Below are 23,117 nucleotides of genomic sequence, written 5' to 3' on the forward strand. Positions count from 1 at the left end.
CCTGCCTCTAACTCACTGCTGTTTGGCTGAGCAAATTCACTGCAATTCTAAGCACCATCTAACCGCCCAGAGAAGATCGTGAGGGTTAAGCACAGGTGAAACCAATAGCTCTTAAAAACTAATGGCTTATGAAATTAGCTTATGAGATTATTAACCTCGGCTTAATACAGGCGGCTTAAAACATAGTCCGCAAGTTTTACTAAGACTTGGCGAGAGGCGGAGGGCGGTAATTCTTGCAGGCATTCGATCGCGCTTTTGGAATGTTGTTTAGCAAGGGCACGCGATCGCTCAATGCCTTGACTCTCTTTCACAAACGCGATCGCTTGCTCCAAATCTCCGGGCTGGGCAAACTCTCGTTCAATCAACACCTCTAACGATGGCTTTTCTTCCAATGCATATAGCACTGGAGCCGTTAAGTTGCCATCCTTCAAATCTGAGCCAGCCGGTTTTCCTAACTCTTCCGTTGAGCCTGTGAAATCTAAAATGTCATCCACAATTTGAAAAGCTAGACCAATATGGCGACCATAGCTATAGAGAGACTCGGTTAAATCTAGGGAAACCTCGCTTAATACGGCTGCCGCCTTGGAACTGTTGGCAAGCAAACTCGCTGTTTTGTAATAGCTTTTCTCTAGGTAAGCTTCGATCGACAGATTAGTAGAAAACCGATTTAAGCCCTGCTGAATTTCGCCTTCTGCCAAATCCATAATCACTTGAGAGAGCAGCTTGACCACTTCCAAATTGTCTAGATTTGCCAAATACCAGGACGATTGGGCAAACAAGAAATCTCCAGCGAGTACTGCAATTCGGTTGCCAAAGCTGCTGTGAACCGTGGGCACTCCCCGACGCAGATCGGATTCATCCACCACGTCATCATGAACCAAGCTGGCAGTATGAATCATTTCGGTGATTTCAGCCAACCGACGATGGCGAGGAGTTAGCTCGTGTCCCGGCATGGTTGCCTTCGACACTAACAGAACGATCGCGGGTCTAACGCGCTTTCCCTTTGCGCCAAAGAGGTGTTCAGCAGCAGCATACAAGATGGGGTGACGGGCACCAATCAGGTTTTTAAGATTTTCCGTGAGTAAATCAAGGTCATCTTCAACGGGAGAAAAAAGAGAAGTGGCTGGAGTCATGAATGTCCGACTCTGAGGATAAGTTACGAAACTTTAAGTAATCTGTCCTTATTTTACTCACAACACCCTCTTATTTACGCAGTCCTGTTCCGAAAGATTCAAAACTGATCGCTTGCGACTGGGTCAAAAGGCATTGTCCAATAGTAAAGAGTAGCGATTTCATCTGCTTCGATCGCGATTTTAATTACTTTTTCTGGAGTCCAGTCGCCCATATCAAAGTCGTGAGACACAATCTGCGTCCCTGGTTTAAGCTGGCGGAATAGGTGGGGTTTGAGTTTTAAGTTGAGATGAGTCAACAGATAAAGAATGACAATCGTGGCAGGGCTGAAGTCACTTTCATATAAGTTTTGGTGATGGAAAGTGACGCGATCGCCCATGCCAGCAGTTTTAACATTAGCAGTGGCTTCCTGAATGCGATCGCCGTCCACATCAATGCCAACTCCTTTCGCGCCAAACCGCTGAGCCGCCGCAATCAGAATGCGCCCATCCCCACAGCCTAAATCGTAAATTACATCTTGGGGAGTCACCTGGAGCAGGTCAAGCATTCCCTCTAATACTGCGGGAGGCGTGGGAATGAAGCCAATATCGGGTTTATCTTGCGTCATAACTATCTAGAAAAAAGCGAAAGGTTTTCACAGTAGATCGGGTTTCATCCGGACTATTTCCAAAAAACCAGATAAATGAAACATCCTTTGCACTGAATTTAGATACTGCCATGAAGCCTGAGTCGATTTCCCCCATTTTCTCAGCAACCGCGATCGCGTTAGGAGTAACCGCTGTTTTCAGCCAACCTAGCCAAGCTGCCAATTATGATGCCGATTATGATTATGGCTCTTCTTGGTCTTATAACTACGATGACTCGTCCTATAGCGATCGCCGTTTGCAACTTCCCGATCTCGATCGCGCCTATCGCAGCGATGCCCCCACCTACCACTACGCCTACTACTCCATCGCCCGACCAGAATATTTGCTCTAGAGTGCGAAGTGCGGAGTGCGAAGTGCGGAGTGCGAAGAACGTCATCAACTCAAAGCATTTCGCACAGAAACATTAAGCAAACAAAGCTTAAAACTCTCTATTCCTAACTCAAAACTCAAAACTCAAAACTCAAAACTCAAAACTCAAAACTTCGTATCCCTAACCCCTGACCCCTAATGATGAGGAATGCCACCCAAAGCAGAACTCCAGACCCATCTGACGGTCGATCAGCTAAAAATCCGCTATCGTCAGGCAGATGACACTTCGGAAGCGCGTCGATGGCAACTGTTGCACTTGGTTGCCCAAGATTGGACAATCAAACGGGCGGCTCAAGCCGTAGATTTAAATTATGACTATGCCAAAGACATTATCCGGCGATATAACCACGCTGGTCCAGATGCCATCAAAAATCGCCAGCAGCGACAGTACTCTTCCACGCGATCGCTGTTGACCGAGGAACAGCAGCAAGAACTCCAGCAACTGCTGCGAGAACCTGCGCCGGATGGTGGCACTTGGTCGGGACCGAAGGTAGCCCAGTGGATTGCTGAAAGAACCGGGCGATCGCATGTGTGGCCCCAGCGCGGTTGGGATTACCTGAAGCGACTAGGTAAGGATTGAAGGAAAAAGGAAAAATGGAGAGAGCCGATTGGCAGACTGTCTAAATTAAACTTGACTAGGGTACAAGAACCAGTAGTGTAGACGGTATATTTTTAGCAAACCCGTCTTCTAAGCCCTAGGAAATGACTAATTCGCCAAATTCAGGGAACGACCCTACCCCCTCATCGCCGCCACCTGCTCCCCTGTCTCGTTTTCGCCGTTTTCGTCGCATTGCTTTACCTGTCGGAATTGGGCTGGCAGCGGGATTGGGTGGGGCTGCTTGGTGGGGCTGGAGGTTTTTGCATGAAGAACTTTCGCCGCTGGTTGCTAAAAATTTGAGCGAAGCGCTGAATCGTCCGGTGAAAGTGGGCGAGTTGGAGGGGATTAGTTTTAATGGCATTCGGTTTGGGGAGTCTAGCGTTCCGGCAACGGCGACTGATCGCGATACTGCTGAAATGAAAGCGGTGGACGTGAAGTTCAATCTGTGGCAATCCCTGTGGAGCCGCAAACTAGAACTGGATGTGACGTTGGAGCAGCCCACGGTTTTCTTGGAGCAGGAAAAGCAAGGGTGGATTGGCACCCAACTCGCCAGTGAGCAAGAAGAGGGCATGATTACTCTGGGCACCATCCGAGTTCGAGATGGGGATATTGAATTGCTGCCGCTTAAGCCTGTTAAGAATAAGCGCGTTCCTGTTTTTCTGACGGATGTGAACGGTGAGGCTAGTATTTTCGATCAGAATAAGCGATTCGTCTATGAGTTAGAGGGGCGATCGCGAACAGAAGGCACCGTGGCGATCGCGGGTGAAACGATCCTGCCGTCTCAAAATACGAAGCTCAACGTCCGCGCCAAAAATTTTGAGCTAGCCGAAGTCGATCGCTTGATTGGGCTACCCTTCAACTTATACACAGGTCGCGGCGGCGGCAATCTCACCGTTGAACTTCGCCCCAACACAACCCAAACGCCGATTAATGGGGTCGCCGATTTTGCAGCAGCGACCCTAGCAGTTCCGGGTGTGCCACGCCCGATCACCAATGCCAGTGGACGGTTGCAATTTCGCGATACTCAAATTCGCTTAGATGGGGTCAAAGGCACTTACGGAAAGGCGACAGGATTTGCTAGCGGCACGTTGGATGTGGAGAAAGGCTTTGACCTCGCGATCAAAGTGCCTTCTACGAGCCTGCCCGATCTGCTACAAACCTTAAACTTAACGGCTCCTGTGCCTGTCTTGGGGAAGGTCGAAACCAATTTGAAGCTCACAGGCGCAATTGAAGAACCTGTTTTAACTGGAACTGCGCGCAGCACTGCCCCTGGGAAAGTCGATCGCATTTCCTTAAGCCAGTACTCTGCTGCCTTTAAGCTGGATACGGCGACCGAAGAACTGGTGATTCAAGATGTGCAGGCAACGCCCGTTGGTGGCGGACAAATCATCGGTTCTGGGCGAGTGAATCTGGCAGCCAAAGATAGCGCTGGCAATGCGAATCCCACTGTGGCGATTCGCGCACAGGCGGTGAATGTCTCTGGAGATGCGATCGCCCAAGCCTACAGCGATCGCCCATTGCCAGTGGAGATCGGACGCATGGATGCTCAGGTGCAAGTCTCAGGACCCGCGAATCAGATCAAAACCGTGGCGCAGTTTCAGGCACCCAATGGCACCTATCCCGGCTTTGGAGAGGTAGTGATTGCAAATAACATCATCACACTGCAAGATAGTTCTTTCAAGGTCGGAGGCGGCACTGTCGCCCCTCAAGCTGTCGTTGCAAATGGTCTGTGGCGCGGCTCAGCCATTCTCGCAGGCATCGGATTAGCTCAATTCTCGCCTGATTTACGAGGGTTGCTCAGCGGTAAATTTAACGCATCTGGCACCTTAGACTCATTTCAGCCTTCAGACATTCGCGTTCAGGGAACTGCCCTGCTATCGGAAGGGCTATCTGTCATTCAAGCGCCATTGACGGCTCAAGTGCAGTGGAACGGCAGGCAAATTGTGCTGCAACAGGCGACGGCAACTGGATTTAGCGCCAATGGTGTGATTGCCGTCCGCACAGACACTCCGGCGATCACGGGGTTTGATCTCAATGTCAGCCTGAGCGATTTTAATCTGAAAGATGCCGCAGCGCCCGTTCCCGCAGCAGTTCAATATGCAGGGCGCGCAGACTTTACCGGGCGGATTACCGGAACGCCGACGGCTCCTGTGGTGGACGGGACGGCGGTACTGAAGCAGTTTGTGCTGAATGGCGTTGCCTTTGAACCCTATTTGCGAGGTCCGGTGCGGGTGTCGCAAGGAGTGGCGCTGGATTTGCGGGGCGATCGCGATCGCATTGCCCTTGCCCTCGATCCTCGCTTTCGTCCCACTGGCTTCTACATTCAGCGAGATCAGGCGATCGCACGGGGTCGCACCCAGGGCGGTCTATTGCTCACCGAATTACGAAACGTGCCCCTGGCTCTAATTCAAATCCCCGGTGTGCAGTCAGCGTTCTCTCCTAGCGGTATTCTGGATGGCGATATTGCCGTCAACTTAGATCGCCAAACTGCCAATGGCACCGTAGCGATCGCCCAACCTGGTTTAGGCGACTACCGCGCCGAGCAGTTTACCGGACGGATCAACTATGCCAATAGCATCGCCACGCTCACCGAAGGGCAACTGCGCCGAGGCGATACTCTGGTGCAAATTGGCGCAACGGTGAAACCTTTTGCTGCTGATCCCCAAGCCACAGCCAAGATCGCGATTCAGCAGGGCAACATTCAAGATGTTTTGACCGCGCTTCAACTTTTTGAGTTGCAAGACTTCCAGCGGGACAGCCGCACCCCAATCTCTGGCACTGCGGCGGATTTAAAGACAGTTCCCTTTGACACGACTCTGATTCCGGTTCAAACCCAGCTACGACGGTTGGCAGAACTCCAAACCCTAGAAGCCCAGAATCAAGCGATCGCCGCTGCGGCTCCCTTACCAGAACTGCGCGATTTGAAGGGGACGTTCACAGGCACGATCGACGTAGCGGCTTCGCTCAATACCGGAGTGAATGCCAAGTTTAATATTCAAGGCGACCAGTTTAAGTGGGGACGATTTAACGCGGACAAAATCGTGGCGATCGGCAGTTTTGAGAATGGTGCCCTAAACCTAGTGCCGCTGCGATTGCAATCAGGAAATGCCACGATCGCCTTTTCTGGGCGGGTTTTGGGCGATGAACAATCGGGACAACTACGAGTCGAAAATCTGCCCTTAGATACGTTAACTGGATTTGTCAACCTGCCTATCGCCTCAGAAGGGCTGCTAAACGGCTCTGCGACCATTTCTGGGAAGTTTACCAATCCTCAAGCGCTGGGTTCCTTTAGTCTGGCAAACGGGGTGCTGAATGGAACTCCCGTGCAAGAAGCGCGGGGCAATTTTACTTACGATAATGCGCGGCTTGACTTTACTACCACTGTGGCGATCGTTAAAACAGAGCCTTTAAGCGTAACGGGTAGCTTGCCGTTTCAGTTGCCTTTTGCCACAGTTGCCCCCGCCAGCGATCAAATTAGCCTTGATCTGAATGTGAAAGATGAAGGATTAGCGCTATTAAATGTGCTGACTAATCAAGTGAGTTGGGTCAGCGGCAAGGGTGAAGTCAAGGTGAAAGTTCGGGGCACCCTCGATAACCCGATCGCAACGGGCACAATCAGCGTGAACAATGCAACTTTGAAAGCACGCGCTCTGCCCGATCCCCTCACCAACGTGACCGGAGTTGCCCGGTTTGACAGCGATCGCATTCGGGTTGAGAAAATTGTCGGCACCTTTAGTGAAGGCAGCATCATCGCCCAAGGCGTGATTCCCATCTCAAGACGACTCACACCTGTAGACCCAGATTGGAATACGCCCTTAACCGTATCGATGAAAAAAATTGACCTCAACCTCAAAGGAATTTATCAAGGTGGGGTTGATGGGGAAGTGATTGTGGGAAGAACAGCGCTGAACCCCACGATCGGCGGTACTATTTTGCTCAGTAATGGTCAAGTAGCCCTCTCTGATCCAGCAGCAGTCACCGCTCAAACAGGAGGCGATGCGGCTGGTAGTGCCCCTGGCGTAGAATTTGCTGGCTTGCAGTTGACTCTGGGCGATCGCGTTGCCATTGTCCAACCGCCCCTGCTTAACTTCATTGCCAAAGGAGATCTGACCGTAAATGGCAATTTTAACGAAATTCGTCCTGAAGGCGTAATCCGTCTCACTGCCGGACAACTCTACTTGTTCACAACCCAATTTTCCTTGGAGCGCGGCTTTGCCCAAACTGCAACCTTTACTCCCGCTCGCCAACTTGACCCCGAACTCAATATTCGCTTAGTGGCGCTAGTGGCTCAAGTCAACAATCGCCGTCAGCCATTGGTCTTAGCTCCCTCCGAAATATTAGATGTCCCCGTTCCAGCATCCAGTTTTGGGTCATTGCAAACCATTCGGGTTCGGGCAGAGGTGAATGGACCCGCTAGCCAATTGGCAGATATTCTGGAACTAACCAGTAGCCCACCCCGCAGCGAAGAAGAAATCGTGTCCCTGATTGGCGGCGGCTTTGTCGATACCTTTGGGCGCGGCGATACGCTGCTCGGCATTGCGAACTTAGCGGGGTCTACGCCTCTGTTCACCAATGTTCAAACGGCGATCGGCAATGCTCTGGGACTCAGCGAGTTTCGCCTGTTCCCCACTAGCACAACTGATGTCTCGCGCGGATCAGGCAAAACCAGCACATTGGGACTAGGCGCAGAAGCCTCGCTGGATATTACCCCGACCATTTCAGTCAGTGTGCTAAAAGTGTTGACTAATGATCAATCGCCCCAATTTGGGTTGCGCTACCGGATTAACGATCGCCTTCTATTCCGTGGCTCCACCGATTTTTCAGGCGATACCCGTGCCCAGCTTGAATACGAAGCAAGATTTTGAAGAACGGCGAGGGGCGAGAGGCAAGAGGCGAACTTAAAACTCAAAACTCAAAACTCACTCCTCTATCTCTCCTCAAAACTCATCCATAGCCATGGTGAGTTGCAGTGTGCCTAGTCCCAGGTTATTTGTTGTAATGGCACTCGCCTCAAATAATGCCATCATGTCGCTAAATTGTGGGTTACCTCGTGCAGCACCTGTTAATCCTTTGGCAATAATTAGCCCACAAACTCCTTTGGTTTTTTTGCAGCGCTGATCCCATTTTTTACGGGCGGCGGCGTGGGTTGGGTCGGTTTCGCCAAACTCACCAAACAGATGTAAATCACCGTTGCCCGTTTGCAGTAGACCAATATCGTAGCGATCGCCGATCAAAGGATTTTCGCCCGGATTAAAACAGATGCCCTGCAAACCACCCGCCGCTTGTAGCGCTTCAATCAGCGTTTTTGCCTTGGGACGCGATGTTTGAATCATCACAATTGGCAAGCCATCCCCACCCTGAGTCAGCGCTTCTTTCGGTTGATAGTATGCCCCACCAATTCGCAGCATTTCTAGAACTTCCCAGGGCATCATCCCCAAGCTCAAGAAGGAATTTTCAGGGACGAGATCGTCTCGCACGACTGGAAAAGACAATTCAGATTCCTCGTCTCCTTCCTCCATATCCAAGAGTTCGTTTGCCAAATCGGGCAGTGTTGTGACCTTGACCGAAATTTGGGTGGTTTTGGCAGCATCGGTTTCATCGGGCAGTGGAATTTTATAGCGACTGCTTAGAGGGGGGAAGGCATCATTTTTGAATTTTTGGCGATGCTGCCCCAGAAAACGATGTAGCGCTTCTAAGCCCAATAAAAGGGTTGCAGCTTCTTCGTTATATAAGAACGATCGCAAGCCTTCTAAGGGATGCAAGTTACCAAATACTGGCTCAACCTCATCGGCTGATCGCTCCCGAAAATCTAGCGGGATGTCTTCCAAATCATCCTCGTCAGTTTCATAGGTAATGAATAAACAATCTTGACCCAGGAAGGCTGCCTGCATTTCTTCGATCGAGCTTTGATCAATCGCCCGCTGCCGAAATTGCCTGAGTGAATCGAGCGATCGATAAAATAAAGCGCCAAATTCCATCCCCAACATGCCCATGATGGAAACATAGAGCGTTCCTACATCGCCATAATTCAATTCAACCGCCAGAATTTGATGGTCGGCAAGCACTTCCCAGGGGGCATCATGCCAAATTTCATCGACTTTGGCGAGTAAAGCTTCTTCATATTGGGGCGGCAGTTGGGGCTGACGGGCGCTGACGGTTTCTTGAAATCCTCGAAAAATTTCATCGATCAGCGGCAGTTCAGGCATGTAATCCAGGGTGATGTCGAGATCCTGTAGCACACCCCGTAAAAAAAACTGTAGTTCGCGATCGCGAACCACAATCTTCTTAGGTCGAGCAGGCGTTCCTGGATTATGGGGATGCTCCATCGCTCGAATCAGGGTTCGCACGACCGCTTCGGAACCGATATCTGGTGTAACAATATCCATCGCTCTCACCATTCCTTGAGAGCCATCGACCCAAAGAATGCAGTCGCCATCAGTGGAGTTACTACCGGATTCCAGCCAATCTGAGCTTTGAGATCCAACCAACTGGCGACGATCGCCTTCCCATACGCTACTAGGGGTTTGTTTAAGCTGCTGTAGGCGACGACGGGTAGAACGATTGAGTGCATTCATAGACATTCATAAAGCGGTAAGAGCGGCGCTACCCAAATTCAAAAGCAACTATCAAAATTATGCGTGATCATCGGGTAGATATTCATCTTACTGCGTAGAGTTTTTGCCACTACAGCGGATTTTGCCACCGTTCAACAATTGCTGCCTAGAAAGCATCGGCTTTCCCGACCTGATCTATCCTTGGTAGTATGGAAGATGAACCGAAAAAATACTTGTGATTTACGGCGAGTAATTGCAAAGGAGTTTGAAAGCCAATGACCCAAGCTACACAATCTCAGCAACGCGGAATTTTGATGAGTGACTCTGCCCTGAGCCATGTTTTGGCGCTTCGTGAGAAGCAAGGAGTTGACCTGTGTTTGCGGGTTGGCGTGAGAGGCGGCGGATGCTCTGGGATGTCTTACATGATGGATTTTGAAGATCCAGCAAATATTCAAGCAACGGATGAAGTGTATGACTACGAAGGCTTTAAGGTGGTGTGTGATCCAAAAAGCTTGCTGTATTTATATGGGATGCAGCTTGATTACAGCGATGCGTTGATTGGGGGAGGATTTCAGTTCACCAATCCTAACGCGAACCAAACTTGTGGCTGTGGCAAGTCGTTTTCAGCTTAAAGTTAAAAGGCTGACGATCGCGTTGGGCGATCGCCTATTTTTGATGATTTTTGCACTTTTCACCTATGACTCAGACTGTTGAAACTCTCTTTGATGAAGGACTGGAGCGGTATAAAGCGGGAGAATCTCCCGAAGTACTGATTCCAGTATTCAAAGAGGTCTGCGATCGCGCTCCTAAAACAAGTTCCGCTTGGACGTGTTTATCGTGGCTCTATCTATTGACCGAAAAACCCAGCAAAGCCTACGAGGCGGCTCAAAAAGCAGTCAAGCTCAATCCTCAAGATCCTCAAGCGCGGGTCAATCTATCGCTGGCAATGTTAGAAGGGGGCAAGAAGGGAGTCCGGGAACATATCGAACTGACTCAGCAAATCCTCATGGTTGCGGATGAACTGCGAGAAGAAGTGGAACACAATATTCAGGATGGGTTAGTCCGCAAGCCCGACTGGAAAAACTTGGAGCGGGTGAAAGCTTGGTTGTTTGACTAAGGTTTGATCAGCTTGACCGCGATCGCTCTGCTGCGTCGGTAATGATTCAATATCAGATTTTTAGATTTTTGTGATTGCACTATGGCACTAACGGCTCAAATTACCGCGATCGCTCAGTGGGTTGGATATTTCACCCTGTTTTGTGCCGTCTTGATGGTTCTCGGTTTGCTGTTCAAATGGGGCATCCGCTTCCGTTTGGTCGGCATCACCAGTTTCATGGCAGTATTAACGGGCGGTTTATATGCCCTGAGTTTGGGCTTTTATATCCGCCCCTCCATTCCCGACGCAATGCAGTTTTCTCGCGTGTTTGATAATGGGGGACCCAATGTGGTAATTGCGGTATCCCCCGACCTAACCCGCACTCAGCTAGAAGCCACGTTGCGACAGGCTGCCGCCGATTTATATTCTTCAGGGCGACTGGCTCAGGGGACTGATAAAATGACGATCCGGATGCGAACGATTTTGCATCCAGAACCGGGAGTTTCGGTGCCGCTCTATCTGGGTGAAGTGAAGCGATCGCTTGCCTCTCGCTATGACGACCAAATGGAACTCTATCTTGATCCAGCGAAGCTTGCCCAACTGCCTAAAGCGGCTAACTCATAAGCAACTTTTTTCTATCGTTTTTCCTTAAAAACTTTACTTGCCATGTCTAATCATTCCGCCATTCTGCCGACCTTGTGCGTCTCGCCTGCTCAAGTTATTCGTGGACAGGGAGTGCTGGCAACGGTAGGGAGCGCGATCGCTCACCTAGGACAGCGTCCCTTATTGGTCGGGGGCGATCGCACACTAGCCAAGGTTTATCCACTGCTTCAACCTGCTTTCAAACAGCATCGCCTTAATGCCACTCAAGCGAGCTATCATCCCGATTGCAGCGAGGCAACTCTGGCAATTTTACGGCAGGCAGTGCAGTCCCATCAGGCAGATGTGATTATTGGCGTTGGCGGCGGTAAAGCTCTGGATACCGCTAAACTATTGGCGCATCAGTGCGGGTTGCCCAGTGTGACGGTGCCGACTTCAGCGGCAACTTGTGCAGCTTGGACGGCATTGTCTAATGTTTATTCTGAGGACGGTGCCTTCCTCTATGATGTGCCCCTATCTCATTGCCCCCAGCTACTTGTACTGGACTATGACCTGATTGCGACGGCTCCTCAACGAACACTGGTGGCGGGGATTGGAGACGCGATCGCCAAGTGGTATGAAGCCTCTGTGAGCAGTGGACATTCCCAACGAACCCTTTTGATTGGAGCCGTCCAGCAAGCCAGAGTCTTACGCGATATTCTGCTGCAAAAATCCCTCAGCGCTTTGCAAAACCCTGGAAGTGAAGACTGGCAGGATGTCGTCGATGCCTCGGTGCTGCTGGCAGGCGTGATTGGCGGATTAGGTGGTGCCCAATGTCGCACGGTTGCTGCCCATGCAGTTCACAACGGGTTAACGCATTTATTGGCAAGCCACGGCACTCTTCACGGCGAAAAGGTGGCATATGGCATCTTGGTGCAACTCCGGTTAGAGGAACTGGTGCAGGGGAGCCAGTTGGCAACCACTGCACGGCAACAATTGCTGAAATTTTATGCCAATATTGGACTACCTCGAAGCCTGACGGAGCTAGGTATGGCAACGATTTCGATCGCCGATTTGCACCACGCGGCAGAAGTTGCCTGTGCCGAATCCTCCGATATTCATCGCCTGCCGTTTCAGGTAGAATCGGCTCAGTTGATGGCGGCGATGGTGTCTACTACAGCCGTCTGTCGAGGGAGCGGGCGATCGGGAGAGGAGGACAGTATGGCTCCCCAGGACGGCAAAAGTGATACTGCTCTTTTCTCATTGCTTTCCTCTAAGTTTTCTATTGATGAGGTGTCGGAATGACTTTAGATTGGCTGACTCCCGCAGATCGGCTCAAAACGCTACCTCCCTATGTGTTTGCGCGGCTGGATGAATTGAAGGTGAATGCTCGTCAGCAAGGGCTGGATCTGATTGATCTAGGGATGGGGAATCCCGATGGTGCTACGCCTCAGCCTGTGGTCGATGCCGCGATCGCCGCTCTGCAAGATCCCGCCAATCACGGCTATCCCCCATTTGAAGGGACTGCCAGTTTTCGCCGCACGATTACCAATTGGTATCAGCGGCGCTATGGAGTCGATCTCGATCCTGAAGGAGAAGCACTGCCACTATTGGGTTCCAAAGAAGGTTTAACCCATCTTGCATTGGCATATGTTAACCCTGGCGATTTGGTGCTGGTGCCTAGTCCAGCGTATCCGGCTCACTTTCGCGGTCCCTTGATTGCTGGAGCCGAAATTTATGACGTGATGCTCAAGCCCGAAAATGACTGGGTAATTGATTTTTCGACCATTCCTGAGCCAGTCGCACAACGGGCAAAAATTCTTTATTTCAACTATCCTAGCAACCCCACTGCTGCTACCGCACCCCGTGAGTTTTTTGAAGAAGCCGTTGCCTTTGCCCGTCATTACGAAATTCTGTTGGTGCATGACCTGTGCTATGCAGAACTAGCGTTTGATGGCTATCAGCCGACCAGTCTGCTCGAAATTCCTGGAGCGATGGATATTGGCGTAGAGTTTCATACCTTGTCTAAAACCTACAATATGGCAGGATGGCGAGTTGGGTTTGTGGTGGGCAATCGCCATGTGGTGCAAGGGTTACGGACGCTAAAAACCAACCTTGATTATGGTATTTTTCGGGTACTGCAAACGGCGGCAGAAACCGCGCTGCAACTGCCGGATGTCTATTTGCATGAGGTGCAAGCCCGCTACCGGACTCGCCGCGATTTCTTAATTGCAGGTTTAGGAGAACTGGGCTGGACAGTGCCCAAACCGAAAGCCACGATGTATCTATGGGTGTCTTGTCCGCCTGGGATTGGGTCTACGGATTTTGCCTTCTCGCTCTTGGAGCAAACGGGCGTAGTAGTCACACCGGGAAATGCGTTTGGTAGTGGCGGCGAAGGCTATGTGCGAATTAGTTTGATTGCGGATTGCGATCGCCTAGGGGAAGCCTTGCGTCGGTTTAAGCAGGCAGGCATCACCTATCAGGCGGGGGAGGCGTTGGTGTCGGGGTTAAGGAGTCGGGGGTAAAGAGAAAAGGGTTATATTTTTTGTTGCGGGTAAGAATAAGCAACTAGAACTTATCAAGACTTTTACCAGAATTGGCTAAGGGGAAAGAAGGGGGCGATCGCATCCAGTCCCCATGCCATCAGCGCCCCTCCCAAAAAGCTGAGCAGATGCCCTTTCCATCCGGGGGAATTTGCCACAGGCACCATGCCCCAAAGCATTTTGCTGCATACAAAGCCCACTAAAATAGTGATCAAAATGGCAATGATGCCCCCTTCAAAATAGCCCCGCAGCAGCAGAAATCCTAAATAGCTGAATAAGATACTATTGGCACCCAAATATTTAGCGCTTTTTGGGAAGAATAATCCGTTGAAACAATCGATTAGCAGAGCGCCCAAGGTGACGATGACCCAATCGCGAGTGCCCCGCAGCAGCAATAAGCCACCTAAAAAGAGAAAGGATTCAGCATTTTGGGTGAGATAGCGGTAGGGCTGGCGGGTAAATTCGCCCATAGGTGGACTCCATAATCCCGGCAAGGTTGGCAAATTGAAGCCCCATTGGTGAATTTTTTTGCCCAACAGAAAGGCGATCGCGATCGCCCCTAGCCAAACATAGACCACCATGTCTGCCACACTTTTGATTTGTGCAACCCCGTCATTCAGGGTCATTTGCACCGAACCCTACTAAGGTGCCAATAAAACAATATGTGCCAATAAAACAATGCCGCCATGATGCCTGAAAAGCTCCCAATGTCGTTTTTCTACAGATTCTAATCTTTCCCTCGGTATCCGGCGACAAACAACCTAAAGTGAGATGTTTCTCAATCTTAAGATCTTGTCAAGATAAGCAATATTGACAGGAAAAATTGACAGGAAAAACTCTTATTTTAATAGAATTTACTATAATCTGCAAAACTCAAATTCTCTAAATTCCCTATACTTTCCTGCCTGAAACTGATTTCATCAGATAAAGTAAAACTAAAAATAGGTTTTTTGGCTAATCTGACTCCTAAGTTATGGTTTTTATTACTATAATTAAAAAGCACGATTTCAGGTAGAGCATGAATAGGTCTATGTCTCTTAATCCACAGGCTGAGATAGGGGCGGCGTTGAATGAGCAAGAGAATGATCAAGAACTGGCGATCGCTCCCGAAGATTACAGCCTGCTCACCGATCTGTATCAACTCACCATGACTGCTTGCTACGTCGGTGAAGGGTTGGAACAGAAACACGCTAGCTTTGAACTATTTACCCGTCGTTTACCTCAAAACTTTGGGTATCTGATTGCCATGGGTTTAGCGCAAGCATTGGATTATTTGGAAAAACTACGCTTCAGTCCGACTCAAATTTCAGCCCTGCAAGCCACAGGCATCTTTGACCACGCGCCTGATGCATTTTGGACTTTGCTGTCAACCGCAAAATTTACGGGGGATGTCTGGGCAGTGCCAGAAGGAACGGCAGTCTTTGCCAACGAGCCACTATTGCGGATAGAAGCGCCCCTTTGGCAAGCGCAACTGGTGGAAACTTACCTATTGAACACGCTGAATTATCAAACACTAATTGCCACTCGTGCCGCTCGACTGCGAGATGTGGCAGGGACAGAAGCAACCCTATTGGAGTTTGGCACCCGTCGTGCTTTTAGCCCCCAAGCTTCCATTTGGGCAGCACGGGCAGCCCTGGCAGGTGGGTTAGATGCCACTTCCAATGTGCTGGCGGCACTCAAGCTAGGACTCAAACCCGCTGGCACGATGGCGCATTCTCTGGTCATGGCATTGGCGGCAACGCAAGGCACCGAAGCACAAGCTTTCACCGCCTTTCACCGCTACTTTCCGGGTGCGCCGCTGTTGATTGATACCTATGATGCGATCGCCGCTGCTCACCATCTCGCCACTCAACTTCAGTTAGGCGCAACTCAGTTAGCCGGAATCCGGCTTGATTCTGGAGATTTGGTTTCCCTATCTCAACAGATTCGCCAGCTTTTGCCCAACGTGCCCATTTTTGCCAGCGGCGATCTAGATGAATTCAAAATTGCCGAACTGATCGCCGCCGGAGCCTGCATCAATGGCTACGGACTGGGCACCCAACTCGTGACAGGATCACCCGTCAACGGTGTTTACAAACTGGTCGAAATTGACAGCATTCCCGTGATGAAAGAATCTACAGGCAAAATCACCTATCCCGGTCGCAAGCAAATTTTTCGACAGTACAAAGATGGGCTTGTAGTGGGCGATCGCCTAGGGTTGATGACAGAAGATAGGGAACAGGGAATAGGGAATGGAAAGCAGAACATAACTCAAAACTCAAAACCCAAAACTCAAAACTCCTCCCCCCCTCCCCCCCTCCCCCCCTCTGCCCCTCTCCTCCAACTAGTAATGCAAAATGGCAAACTAACCCAGTCGCCCGACTCTCTAGAGGCGATCGCCCAGCGCACCGCCCAATCCGTCGCAAGTCTTCCCTCCGCTATCCGCGACATTCACAGCCTATCTGCTTTTCCAGTTGATCCTTCTCCCGCCCTCCTTGACCTCATTACTCACACTCAACGAACCCACTGATCTTGGGTTATGGTGCTACGAGATCGCTAGTTTTGATTTATCTCTTGCCACTCGTCATTCGTCATTCATAATTTCCCTTATGCAAACGATCGCTCTTTTTGGAACCAGTGCTGATCCGCCAACGATTGGACATCAAGCGATTTTGGCGTGGTTGTCCTACCGTTTTGATGGGGTAGCGGTGTGGGCATCGGATAATCCTTTTAAGGCGCATCAAACTGCGTTGGTGCATCGATTGGCAATGCTAAAGCTGCTGATTGATGACCTCCAGCGATCGCGCCCCACTGTGCAGTTTTGCCCTGATTTAAGCCAGCCGCGCACCCTGCATACTTTGGAGATTGCTAAACACCGCTGGAATGGTGCTGATTTTACGTTTGTGGTAGGGTCTGATTTGGTGCCCCAATTGCCAACGTGGTATCAGGTTGAGGATTTGTTACAAAAAGTGAATCTGCTGATTGTGCCAAGACCGGGCTATCCTTTGAGTGAGGCAGCGTTGCAGGGGGTGAAAGCGCGAGGAGCTAGGATGGCGATCGCAGACCTGATGGGTGTTGATACCTCTTCTACTGCCTACCGAAAACATAAAGATACCGACGGACTCACTGCTGCGATCGAAGACTACATTCACCGGGAGCATCTATACGAATGCGAGGACGCATCCCTAAAAAAGCAACTCCAGTGGCAGACAGCCCCAAGCTAGCTGACTTCAAAGTCGGGGTCGATAATGTGATCTTTTCTGTGGACACTGAGCAAAATCGTTTGCTAGTGCTGCTCGTCATGCGCGATGAACCCCCTTTTCTAGGGCAGTGGAGTTTGCCAGGAACGCTGGTGCAGCAAGGCGAATCTTTGGAAGATGCTGCCTACCGGATTTTGGCAGAAAAAATTCGCGCGAAAAATCTGTATCTAGAACAGCTTTATACGTTTGGAGGTCCGCAACGTGATCCGCGTGAATCTGCCGACAGCTATGGCATTCGCTACCTTGCAGTCAGCTACTTCGCCCTAGTGCGCTTTGCCGAAGCGGAGCTAATCGCCGATGGCGTGAGCGGCATTGCCTGGTATCCCCTCAGCCAAGTTCCAGCGCTGGCGTTTGACCATAACCAGGTGTTGGAATACGGTCATCGGCGGTTACGAAATAAGCTGGAATATAGCCCCGTTGCCTTTGAAGTGCTACCAGAACTGTTCACCCTCAGCGATTTGTATCAGCTTTACACGACTGTTTTAGGCGATAACTTTTCAGATTATTCAAACTTTCGATCGCGTCTGCTCAAACTCGGTTTTTTAGCCGATACAGGGGTGAAAGTCTCCCGTGGAGCCGGACGACCTGCCAGCCTCTACCGCTTTGATGCCGAAGCATTTGCACCCTATAAAGATAAACCGATGGTATTTATTTAAAGGCAGGAGGCTAAGGGATGAAGCAGGAAAAAGGCTTGGAAATTGCAGAGGTGTTGGGCAAGAAGCGAGAAGAGATTTTAGCGATCGCGGCTCATCATGGCGCATCGAATGTTCGCATTTTTGGCTCGGTAGCGCGAGGAGAAGCTCGCCCCGATAGTGATGTGGATTTTTTAGTAAACCTAGAAAAAGGACGAAACTTGCTCGATCGAATTAGCTTAATTCAGGATCTTGAAGATTTGCTGAATCGTAAGGTTGATGTTGCCGAACCAGAAAATTTACATCGCTACATTCGAGACAAGGTTCTAAGAGAGGCGATCGTCTCTCATAGAGTGATCGCGTGTACTTAGATGACATCATGCAGTGCATCTCTCGGATTGAAACCTACACAATCGGCGGACGTGAGCCGTTTCTCAATAGTTCAATGATTCAAGACGCTATGGTTCGCAACTTTGAAATCATTGGAGAAGCAACTAAGCGATTGTCACAATCCCTTAGAAATTTGTATTCAGAAGTGCAATGGAGAAAAATCGCAGGCTTTCGGGATGTGTTGATCCATGATTATGTGCTGGTAGACCTGGAAGAAGTTTGGGGAATTATTGAAGATTACTTGCCCAGTTTCAAAGAGCAAATCGAAACCATTCTGGCTCAGTTAGGAGAAGGCTTGTAATGGCTGAACTACAATCTGGGATGGTAAGGCTAGCGGTAATCGATAAAAATTTCCCCATCTTTCGACTCTCGAAATTAGGTGTTGCTGAATCGAGATATGAAATTCGTAGGGGCAATCCCTTGTGGTTGCCCTTCATCTCCGTCAGGGTAGGCACAAGACCTACCCCTACAGTCAAAAATCATGCTTCTATTCAGCAACGCCCGAAATTATGGTTACAAAAAGCTCAGCGATTTAGTTCGAGCAACTGATATGTTTGAGGTTCGAGAAACACCCCATAGCAAAAGCGCGGCTGTAAAAGACTTCCATATTCGACTCAAATCCTAACTATGAACATTGCCTTAACGAAGATTGCTATTGCGATCGCCCAACTTAACCCCACCATCGGAGACATTGCTGGTAACGCTCAGCAGATTTTAGCGGCGGCAAATCAGGCAGCCCAGCAAGGCGCACAGTTGCTTCTGACTCCAGAGCTCTCTCTTTGCGGCTATCCGCCCCGCGACCTGTTGATGCATCCCGATTTTATCGAGTCGATGGCGATCGCCCTCAATCAGCTAGCCATAGATTTGCCACCTCAAGTGACTGTGTTGATCGGCATTGTTGCAGAAAATCCCCAAGCTAGACAGGCAGGCGGTAAGCCATTATTTAACAGCATGGCGTTGGTGGCAAATGGACAGATTCAGCAAGTATTTCACAAGCGCCTACTGCCGACCTACGACGTGTTCGACGAAGATCGCTACTTTGAATCAGGGCAGGAAGCCAACCATTTCTACCTCACCCCGCACCCTTCGCCCCTCGCCCCTTGCCCCCCTATCCACATCGGGGTCACCATTTGTGAGGATCTCTGGAACGACGAAGAATTTTGGGGCAAGCGCAACTATCAGATCAACCCGATCGCCGACTTAGCAAGCCTAGGAGTTGATTTAATCATTAATCTGTCGGCATCGCCCTTTACCGCAGGCAAACAGCAGTTGCGGGAGGCAATGTTGAAGCACGCCGCCATCCGATTTAATCAGCCCCTCGTCTATGTGAATCAGGTCGGTGGCAATGATGATCTGATTTTTGATGGCAACAGTGTGGCATTTAATCGGCAAGGAGAATTGATCGGTCGCGCCTATGCCTATGCAACCGATTTGATGATTGTGGAGTATGACCTGGAAGCCAAAGATTTAGTCACCCTGCCAGAGGAGATTGCCCTGCCGCCCGAAAACGAAGATGCCGAAATCTGGGGAGCGTTGGTACTCGGTGTGCGTGATTATGCCCGCAAGTGTGGTTTCACTAGGGCAGTAATCGGGTTGAGCGGTGGGATCGATTCGGCGTTGGTTGCTGCGATCGCCACTGAAGCCTTGGGTGGCGAGAATGTGTTGGGGGTGTTAATGCCGTCGCCCTACAGTTCCGACCATTCCATTGACGATGCGCTGAAGCTGGCAGAAAATTTGGGCATTCACACCCAAACCTTGGCGATTGGTGAACTGATGACGGGCTACGATCACACCTTAGATGCGATGTTCGCTGGAACTGAGTTTGGCATCGCGGAAGAAAACATTCAATCCCGGATTCGCGGCAACTTGCTGATGGCGATCGCCAACAAATTTGGGCATTTGCTCCTGTCTACCGGCAACAAATCCGAAATGGCAGTTGGCTACTGCACCCTCTACGGCGACATGAATGGCGGTCTGGCAGTCATCGCCGATGTCCCCAAAACCCGCGTTTATTCCATCTGCGAATGGCTGAACACAAGGGCGAATGACGAAGTGCGAAGTGCGAAATCCGAGGTCCGAACTCCAAACTCCGTTCGCGTAGCATCTCCGAAGGAGTTACTCAAAACTCCGAACTCCGAACTCAAAATATTTCCTACAGAAACGCTACGCGAACAAAACTCAAAACTCAAAACTCAAAATTCAAAACTTGAAATCATCCCCCCCAACATTCTGACCAAACCCCCCAGCGCCGAACTCAAACCGGGGCAAGTCGATCAAGACTCTTTGCCTGCTTACGAAATTTTGGATGATATTCTGGCGCGACTGATCCAAAATCAGCAAACACCCGACCAAATTGTGGCAGCCGGACATGACCCGGCGATCGTCAACAAAATTACTCGCCTCGTCTCCCGTGCCGAATTTAAGCGGCGGCAGGCTCCCCCCGTCCTCAAAATCACCGATCGCGCTTTTGGGGTGGGCTGGCGAATGCCGATCGCCAATCGCTGGTTATCTCAGACAACCGAGGTAAAATCTGCGATCGCCCTTATGCCCTTGGAGTCAAGCCAACCTAAACACTAATCCAATGGTTTTAACTTTCAAGATCTGATGTTTCGCTAGGCACTTGGGCAGTAATGCACAGATGCCAGCCAAAGGTTTGTTCTAACCAACGAAACAAAAACTGGGGCATCCAGCGGAAGTACCAAACTTTCGTATATTTGTATTCCTTATAGTCGGGAATGGAATAGGGAAAAATGTGGTCTACTTCCATGTGAAGGATTTCAAATCCGCTCAGCAGATCTTTGGCTTCCTGCTTCGAGTAAACATAGGTGATTGGACAACCCGCCTGCGCTTCGGAGTAGGTCGCCACCAACTCATTCATCCGCCAAAACTGCCCTTTGCCGTAAGTTAGCAAAATCCACAGCACCTTCCAGGAATAGCGGTAATACACCATAATCTTGAGCGTGCTGCCCGGTTTGACGTAGCTTCGGATTTGCTCAATGACGCGCTCAGGATGGGGCGTGTGGTGAATTACCCCAAACGAATAAACCAGGTCATAGGTTTCGGGTGGGAGCCATTGACCTAACTCTTCCGCATTGCCGTGATAGAAGGAAATGCGATCGCCCAAGTCATACACCTCTGCCCGTTGTTTTGCCAGCTTGAGCGACTCATCGGATAAATCAACCGCAGTCACCTCTGCCCCCGATCGCGCAAAATTTACCATGGCAGTGCCAATCCCGCAGCCAATCTCCAGCACCTTCTTACCATTCCACCGCTCAAACTCGGCAAAGGTGGGAATGTGCGGCTCAACAAAGTGTTTCCGGGCTTCCACCTCATCAAAGTATTCGCGCGTGCCCACTGGTTTAGTGGAATGGCGAATATTGCAAGGACGACTGTTCCAGTAATCTTTGACTTGCTGAACTGGTGTTTCCTGAAAAAATTGATTGATACCCATGGTCAGAGTTATTTCCTATTGGCGATCGGCTGCTCGTTGAATAATAGCAATATGGATGACAGTTATAGAGCGCCTTTTAATTTTGAGACTTCAATAATCGTAATAGTGAACGCGATCGTATCCTGCTTGATGGGATAAGTCGCGATAGATTTAGCCGTGAAACCTACTGTCTTCAACGAATTAATCGCCTGTTGCAACGCATCTTCCTGCTGAGAGAAAATCGCAATCTTTGGCGACGCTGTAAACTGAGTCTTCAACCCGCTTAGCCGCTCAGGAGAAAGAGGTTCGCTAGCAGACACTCCATAAGGTTGCAAACTAGGAAAGTCTTCGTTAATAAAACGATATCCCCACAAAGTTGCTGAGGAAATAGACCGATAAACTTCTAACTCTTTGAGCGAGTACCAAAAGAACACACTAACGGTTGGATCAATTTCTCTAAATAGCTTTTGCACCGTACTAACGGTCAGGTGGCTATCGATTGCCGCCTTTGAGGACACCGCATTTGCTTGAAGTTGCTTTACACTTTGATTGATAGTCCACCCTTGGGCAAAGGAAAAACTTGCACTTATGGTCAGCAGCGCAATTGCCAAAATGCTACCGACTTTCTTTTGATTAAAATCACTAGCAACTGAGAATAAAAGGGCTGCCAAAAACAGTAAACTTAGAGCGATCGGCTGATCATCAGATACCAAAATTAGTCGATCGTCAGGTACATAAGCAGATACAAGCGAGAAGACGATCAGAATTAATGCAAAAGTCGCAACAGAAACAAAGCTACCGTTTGAAAGCCCCCTCAGCGATTTCAATGGCACTCCCATGGCTAAAAACAAGGGGGGGATTAGATAGGTTGCATAAAAAGGAAACTGTAAAATAGGAAAAGCTGTTGCTTCCAATACAATCATGCTCAGACAACTGACAATAAAAATGGCTTGAAGAGGCACAACATCAGACGGTGCAAAAAGCTTCCTTACCTGAGACAAAACCAGGCTTGCTGTACTCCCCAATACGACGACGAGCGGCAAGATTAGCCATGTTGCTTCGGGTAACCATTCACGCCAATCTATTCGCCAAGGATTAGGTTTCCCTGTATTTCCGAGTACAACACTGACTGAGGGCATAAAAAAGAAAAACTTGCCCCCAATTGCATAGCTGATGCTGCCTAACACAAGGGTGATTGCTAAAATGCCACCCACAAAAGCAGCAATCTTTATCAACGTTTTTCCTCTTTGATGAGGACGATTAGTCAAAATATAATAGATGAGTAGGGGGGGGGCAAATACTAACCAAATAAGGTTGGTGTAAATCAAAGCGCCAAAGAAAACACCTGTTAGACCCATCCAGAGTGCCCACCTTTCCTTTCTCGCTGCCCAACTAAGCATCAGTACTGTCAGTAAAAAATAGGTAATGCCTGCTCCATCTACATAGTCCCAGCCCATTGCTAGTAGAAAGAAAGTGTAGCTACCCATCGCTGCGCTCGCTAGAAAAGCGGCTCGTCTGCCAACACTAGGTTGAAGAATGAGGTAAAGCGAGAGAGTGGCAAGGTAATAAAAACCAAGATGCAAAACGTAGTTCGCGACTAAAGGCGGAAAGAGAGAGTATGCTAAATATCCTGGCAGAATCCATGACAGCCGTGAGCCATAGTAGGCATCGGGAAAAGCGATTAAGTATTGCTTTAGCCGAATAAAGTAACCAGAATAAACCCAAGGGTCAATGGCACCATTAGGGTGAAATATCCAGATTTGATTGATTAGTAGTAGTAAAAAAGGCAGCAGGAGCAGGAGTAAAATTTCCCATCTCGCTTTAACTTCTCGTTTAATTGCTTTCATTAGCTTAATAAGTGTATTGAGGAGATTAGAGCGAAATGAGTCCTAAGTGTGCTTGAGTTAGG

General features: G+C 49.6%; 21 protein-coding genes. 15 read left to right on the plus strand and 6 right to left on the minus strand.

Annotated elements, in window-relative coordinates:
• Positions 1 to 161 precede the first annotated feature (161 nt).
• Both sds and AB3R30_RS02105 read right to left on the minus strand, forming a co-directional pair.
• Positions 162 to 1,133 carry a solanesyl diphosphate synthase gene (gene sds, locus AB3R30_RS02100; RefSeq protein WP_458647483.1) on the minus strand — a complete coding sequence of 324 codons (972 nt, stop codon included), beginning with the start codon at positions 1,131 to 1,133 and terminating at the stop codon, positions 162 to 164.
• A 98-nt stretch (positions 1,134 to 1,231) separates the two neighbouring features.
• A complete protein-coding gene (locus tag AB3R30_RS02105; protein ID WP_458647484.1) occupies positions 1,232 to 1,738 on the minus strand; it encodes an SAM-dependent methyltransferase in 507 nt (168 codons plus the stop codon).
• A gap of 110 nt (positions 1,739 to 1,848) precedes the next feature.
• Between AB3R30_RS02105 and AB3R30_RS02110 the strand changes: the two genes are divergently transcribed.
• The 3 genes from AB3R30_RS02110 (at position 1,849) to AB3R30_RS02120 (ending at position 7,610) form a co-directional block, all read left to right on the plus strand.
• Positions 1,849 to 2,109, plus strand: a complete 261-nt coding sequence (locus AB3R30_RS02110) for a hypothetical protein (RefSeq protein WP_458647485.1) — start codon at positions 1,849 to 1,851, stop codon at positions 2,107 to 2,109.
• A 186-nt stretch (positions 2,110 to 2,295) separates the two neighbouring features.
• Positions 2,296 to 2,727, plus strand: coding sequence for a helix-turn-helix domain-containing protein (locus tag AB3R30_RS02115; RefSeq protein ID WP_458647486.1), 432 nt, complete (start codon positions 2,296 to 2,298; stop codon positions 2,725 to 2,727).
• 122 nt (positions 2,728 to 2,849) lie between these two features.
• On the plus strand, positions 2,850 to 7,610 hold the full coding sequence (locus AB3R30_RS02120) for a translocation/assembly module TamB domain-containing protein (protein ID WP_458647487.1): 4,761 nt from the start codon (positions 2,850 to 2,852) through the stop codon (positions 7,608 to 7,610).
• Positions 7,611 to 7,682: 72 nt separating this feature from the next.
• Here the strand turns inward: AB3R30_RS02120 and AB3R30_RS02125 are convergent, their stop codons facing one another.
• Positions 7,683 to 9,320 (minus strand): DUF6930 domain-containing protein, encoded by a 1,638-nt coding sequence (locus AB3R30_RS02125; protein WP_458647488.1) that lies wholly within the window; start codon positions 9,318 to 9,320, stop codon positions 7,683 to 7,685.
• Positions 9,321 to 9,574: 254 nt separating this feature from the next.
• On the opposite strand from AB3R30_RS02125, the gene AB3R30_RS02130 reads away from it, so the two are divergent.
• The 5 genes from AB3R30_RS02130 (at position 9,575) to AB3R30_RS02150 (ending at position 13,499) form a co-directional block, all read left to right on the plus strand.
• Positions 9,575 to 9,931: a HesB/IscA family protein gene (locus tag AB3R30_RS02130; protein ID WP_458647489.1), complete on the plus strand. Its 357-nt coding sequence runs from the start codon at positions 9,575 to 9,577 to the stop codon at positions 9,929 to 9,931.
• A gap of 65 nt (positions 9,932 to 9,996) precedes the next feature.
• Entirely contained in the window at positions 9,997 to 10,416 is a 420-nt protein-coding gene (locus AB3R30_RS02135; RefSeq protein ID WP_458647490.1) for a tetratricopeptide repeat protein, read from the plus strand.
• A gap of 81 nt (positions 10,417 to 10,497) precedes the next feature.
• Complete coding sequence (locus AB3R30_RS02140; RefSeq protein ID WP_458647491.1) at positions 10,498 to 11,019, plus strand: DUF2518 family protein; 522 nt, start codon at positions 10,498 to 10,500, stop codon at positions 11,017 to 11,019.
• Positions 11,020 to 11,061: 42 nt separating this feature from the next.
• On the plus strand, positions 11,062 to 12,279 hold the full coding sequence (locus AB3R30_RS02145) for an iron-containing alcohol dehydrogenase (protein ID WP_458647492.1): 1,218 nt from the start codon (positions 11,062 to 11,064) through the stop codon (positions 12,277 to 12,279).
• Complete coding sequence (locus tag AB3R30_RS02150; RefSeq protein ID WP_458647493.1) at positions 12,276 to 13,499, plus strand: aspartate aminotransferase; 1,224 nt, start codon at positions 12,276 to 12,278, stop codon at positions 13,497 to 13,499. Before AB3R30_RS02145 ends, AB3R30_RS02150 begins: the two co-directional genes overlap by 4 nt.
• 62 nt (positions 13,500 to 13,561) lie before the next feature.
• On the opposite strand, the gene AB3R30_RS02155 is transcribed toward AB3R30_RS02150, so the two are convergent.
• Entirely contained in the window at positions 13,562 to 14,143 is a 582-nt protein-coding gene (locus AB3R30_RS02155) for a rhomboid family intramembrane serine protease (RefSeq protein WP_458647494.1), read from the minus strand.
• Positions 14,144 to 14,547: 404 nt separating this feature from the next.
• Between AB3R30_RS02155 and AB3R30_RS02160 the strand changes: the two genes are divergently transcribed.
• The 7 genes from AB3R30_RS02160 (at position 14,548) to AB3R30_RS02190 (ending at position 20,355) form a co-directional block, all read left to right on the plus strand.
• The gene (locus AB3R30_RS02160; RefSeq protein WP_458647495.1) at positions 14,548 to 16,026 is read left to right on the plus strand and encodes a nicotinate phosphoribosyltransferase; all 1,479 of its coding nucleotides are present in this window, start codon (positions 14,548 to 14,550) and stop codon (positions 16,024 to 16,026) included.
• Between the two features lie 79 nt (positions 16,027 to 16,105).
• The gene (locus tag AB3R30_RS02165; protein ID WP_458647496.1) at positions 16,106 to 16,720 is read left to right on the plus strand and encodes a nicotinate-nucleotide adenylyltransferase; all 615 of its coding nucleotides are present in this window, start codon (positions 16,106 to 16,108) and stop codon (positions 16,718 to 16,720) included.
• Positions 16,666 to 17,412 carry an NUDIX hydrolase gene (locus AB3R30_RS02170; protein WP_458647497.1) on the plus strand — a complete coding sequence of 249 codons (747 nt, stop codon included), beginning with the start codon at positions 16,666 to 16,668 and terminating at the stop codon, positions 17,410 to 17,412. Before AB3R30_RS02165 ends, AB3R30_RS02170 begins: the two co-directional genes overlap by 55 nt.
• A gap of 17 nt (positions 17,413 to 17,429) precedes the next feature.
• Positions 17,430 to 17,759, plus strand: a complete 330-nt coding sequence (locus AB3R30_RS02175) for a nucleotidyltransferase family protein (protein WP_458647498.1) — start codon at positions 17,430 to 17,432, stop codon at positions 17,757 to 17,759.
• A gap of 8 nt (positions 17,760 to 17,767) precedes the next feature.
• Positions 17,768 to 18,079 (plus strand): HepT-like ribonuclease domain-containing protein, encoded by a 312-nt coding sequence (locus AB3R30_RS02180; RefSeq protein ID WP_458647499.1) that lies wholly within the window; start codon positions 17,768 to 17,770, stop codon positions 18,077 to 18,079.
• A 180-nt stretch (positions 18,080 to 18,259) separates the two neighbouring features.
• A complete protein-coding gene (locus AB3R30_RS02185; protein WP_458647500.1) occupies positions 18,260 to 18,403 on the plus strand; it encodes an OST-HTH/LOTUS domain-containing protein in 144 nt (47 codons plus the stop codon).
• Positions 18,404 to 18,405: 2 nt separating this feature from the next.
• Entirely contained in the window at positions 18,406 to 20,355 is a 1,950-nt protein-coding gene (locus AB3R30_RS02190; protein ID WP_458647501.1) for an NAD+ synthase, read from the plus strand.
• Between the two features lie 10 nt (positions 20,356 to 20,365).
• On the opposite strand, the gene AB3R30_RS02195 is transcribed toward AB3R30_RS02190, so the two are convergent.
• On the minus strand, positions 20,366 to 21,229 hold the full coding sequence (locus AB3R30_RS02195) for a class I SAM-dependent methyltransferase (protein WP_458647502.1): 864 nt from the start codon (positions 21,227 to 21,229) through the stop codon (positions 20,366 to 20,368).
• Positions 21,230 to 21,291: 62 nt separating this feature from the next.
• Positions 21,292 to 23,055 (minus strand): glycosyltransferase family 39 protein, encoded by a 1,764-nt coding sequence (locus tag AB3R30_RS02200; protein WP_458647503.1) that lies wholly within the window; start codon positions 23,053 to 23,055, stop codon positions 21,292 to 21,294.
• Between the last annotated feature and the right edge of the window lie 62 nt (positions 23,056 to 23,117).

Source organism: Sivoneniella epilithica UHCC 1019 (assembly GCF_040830845.1).
GTDB lineage: Bacteria > Cyanobacteriota > Cyanobacteriia > Leptolyngbyales > Leptolyngbyaceae > ULC077BIN1.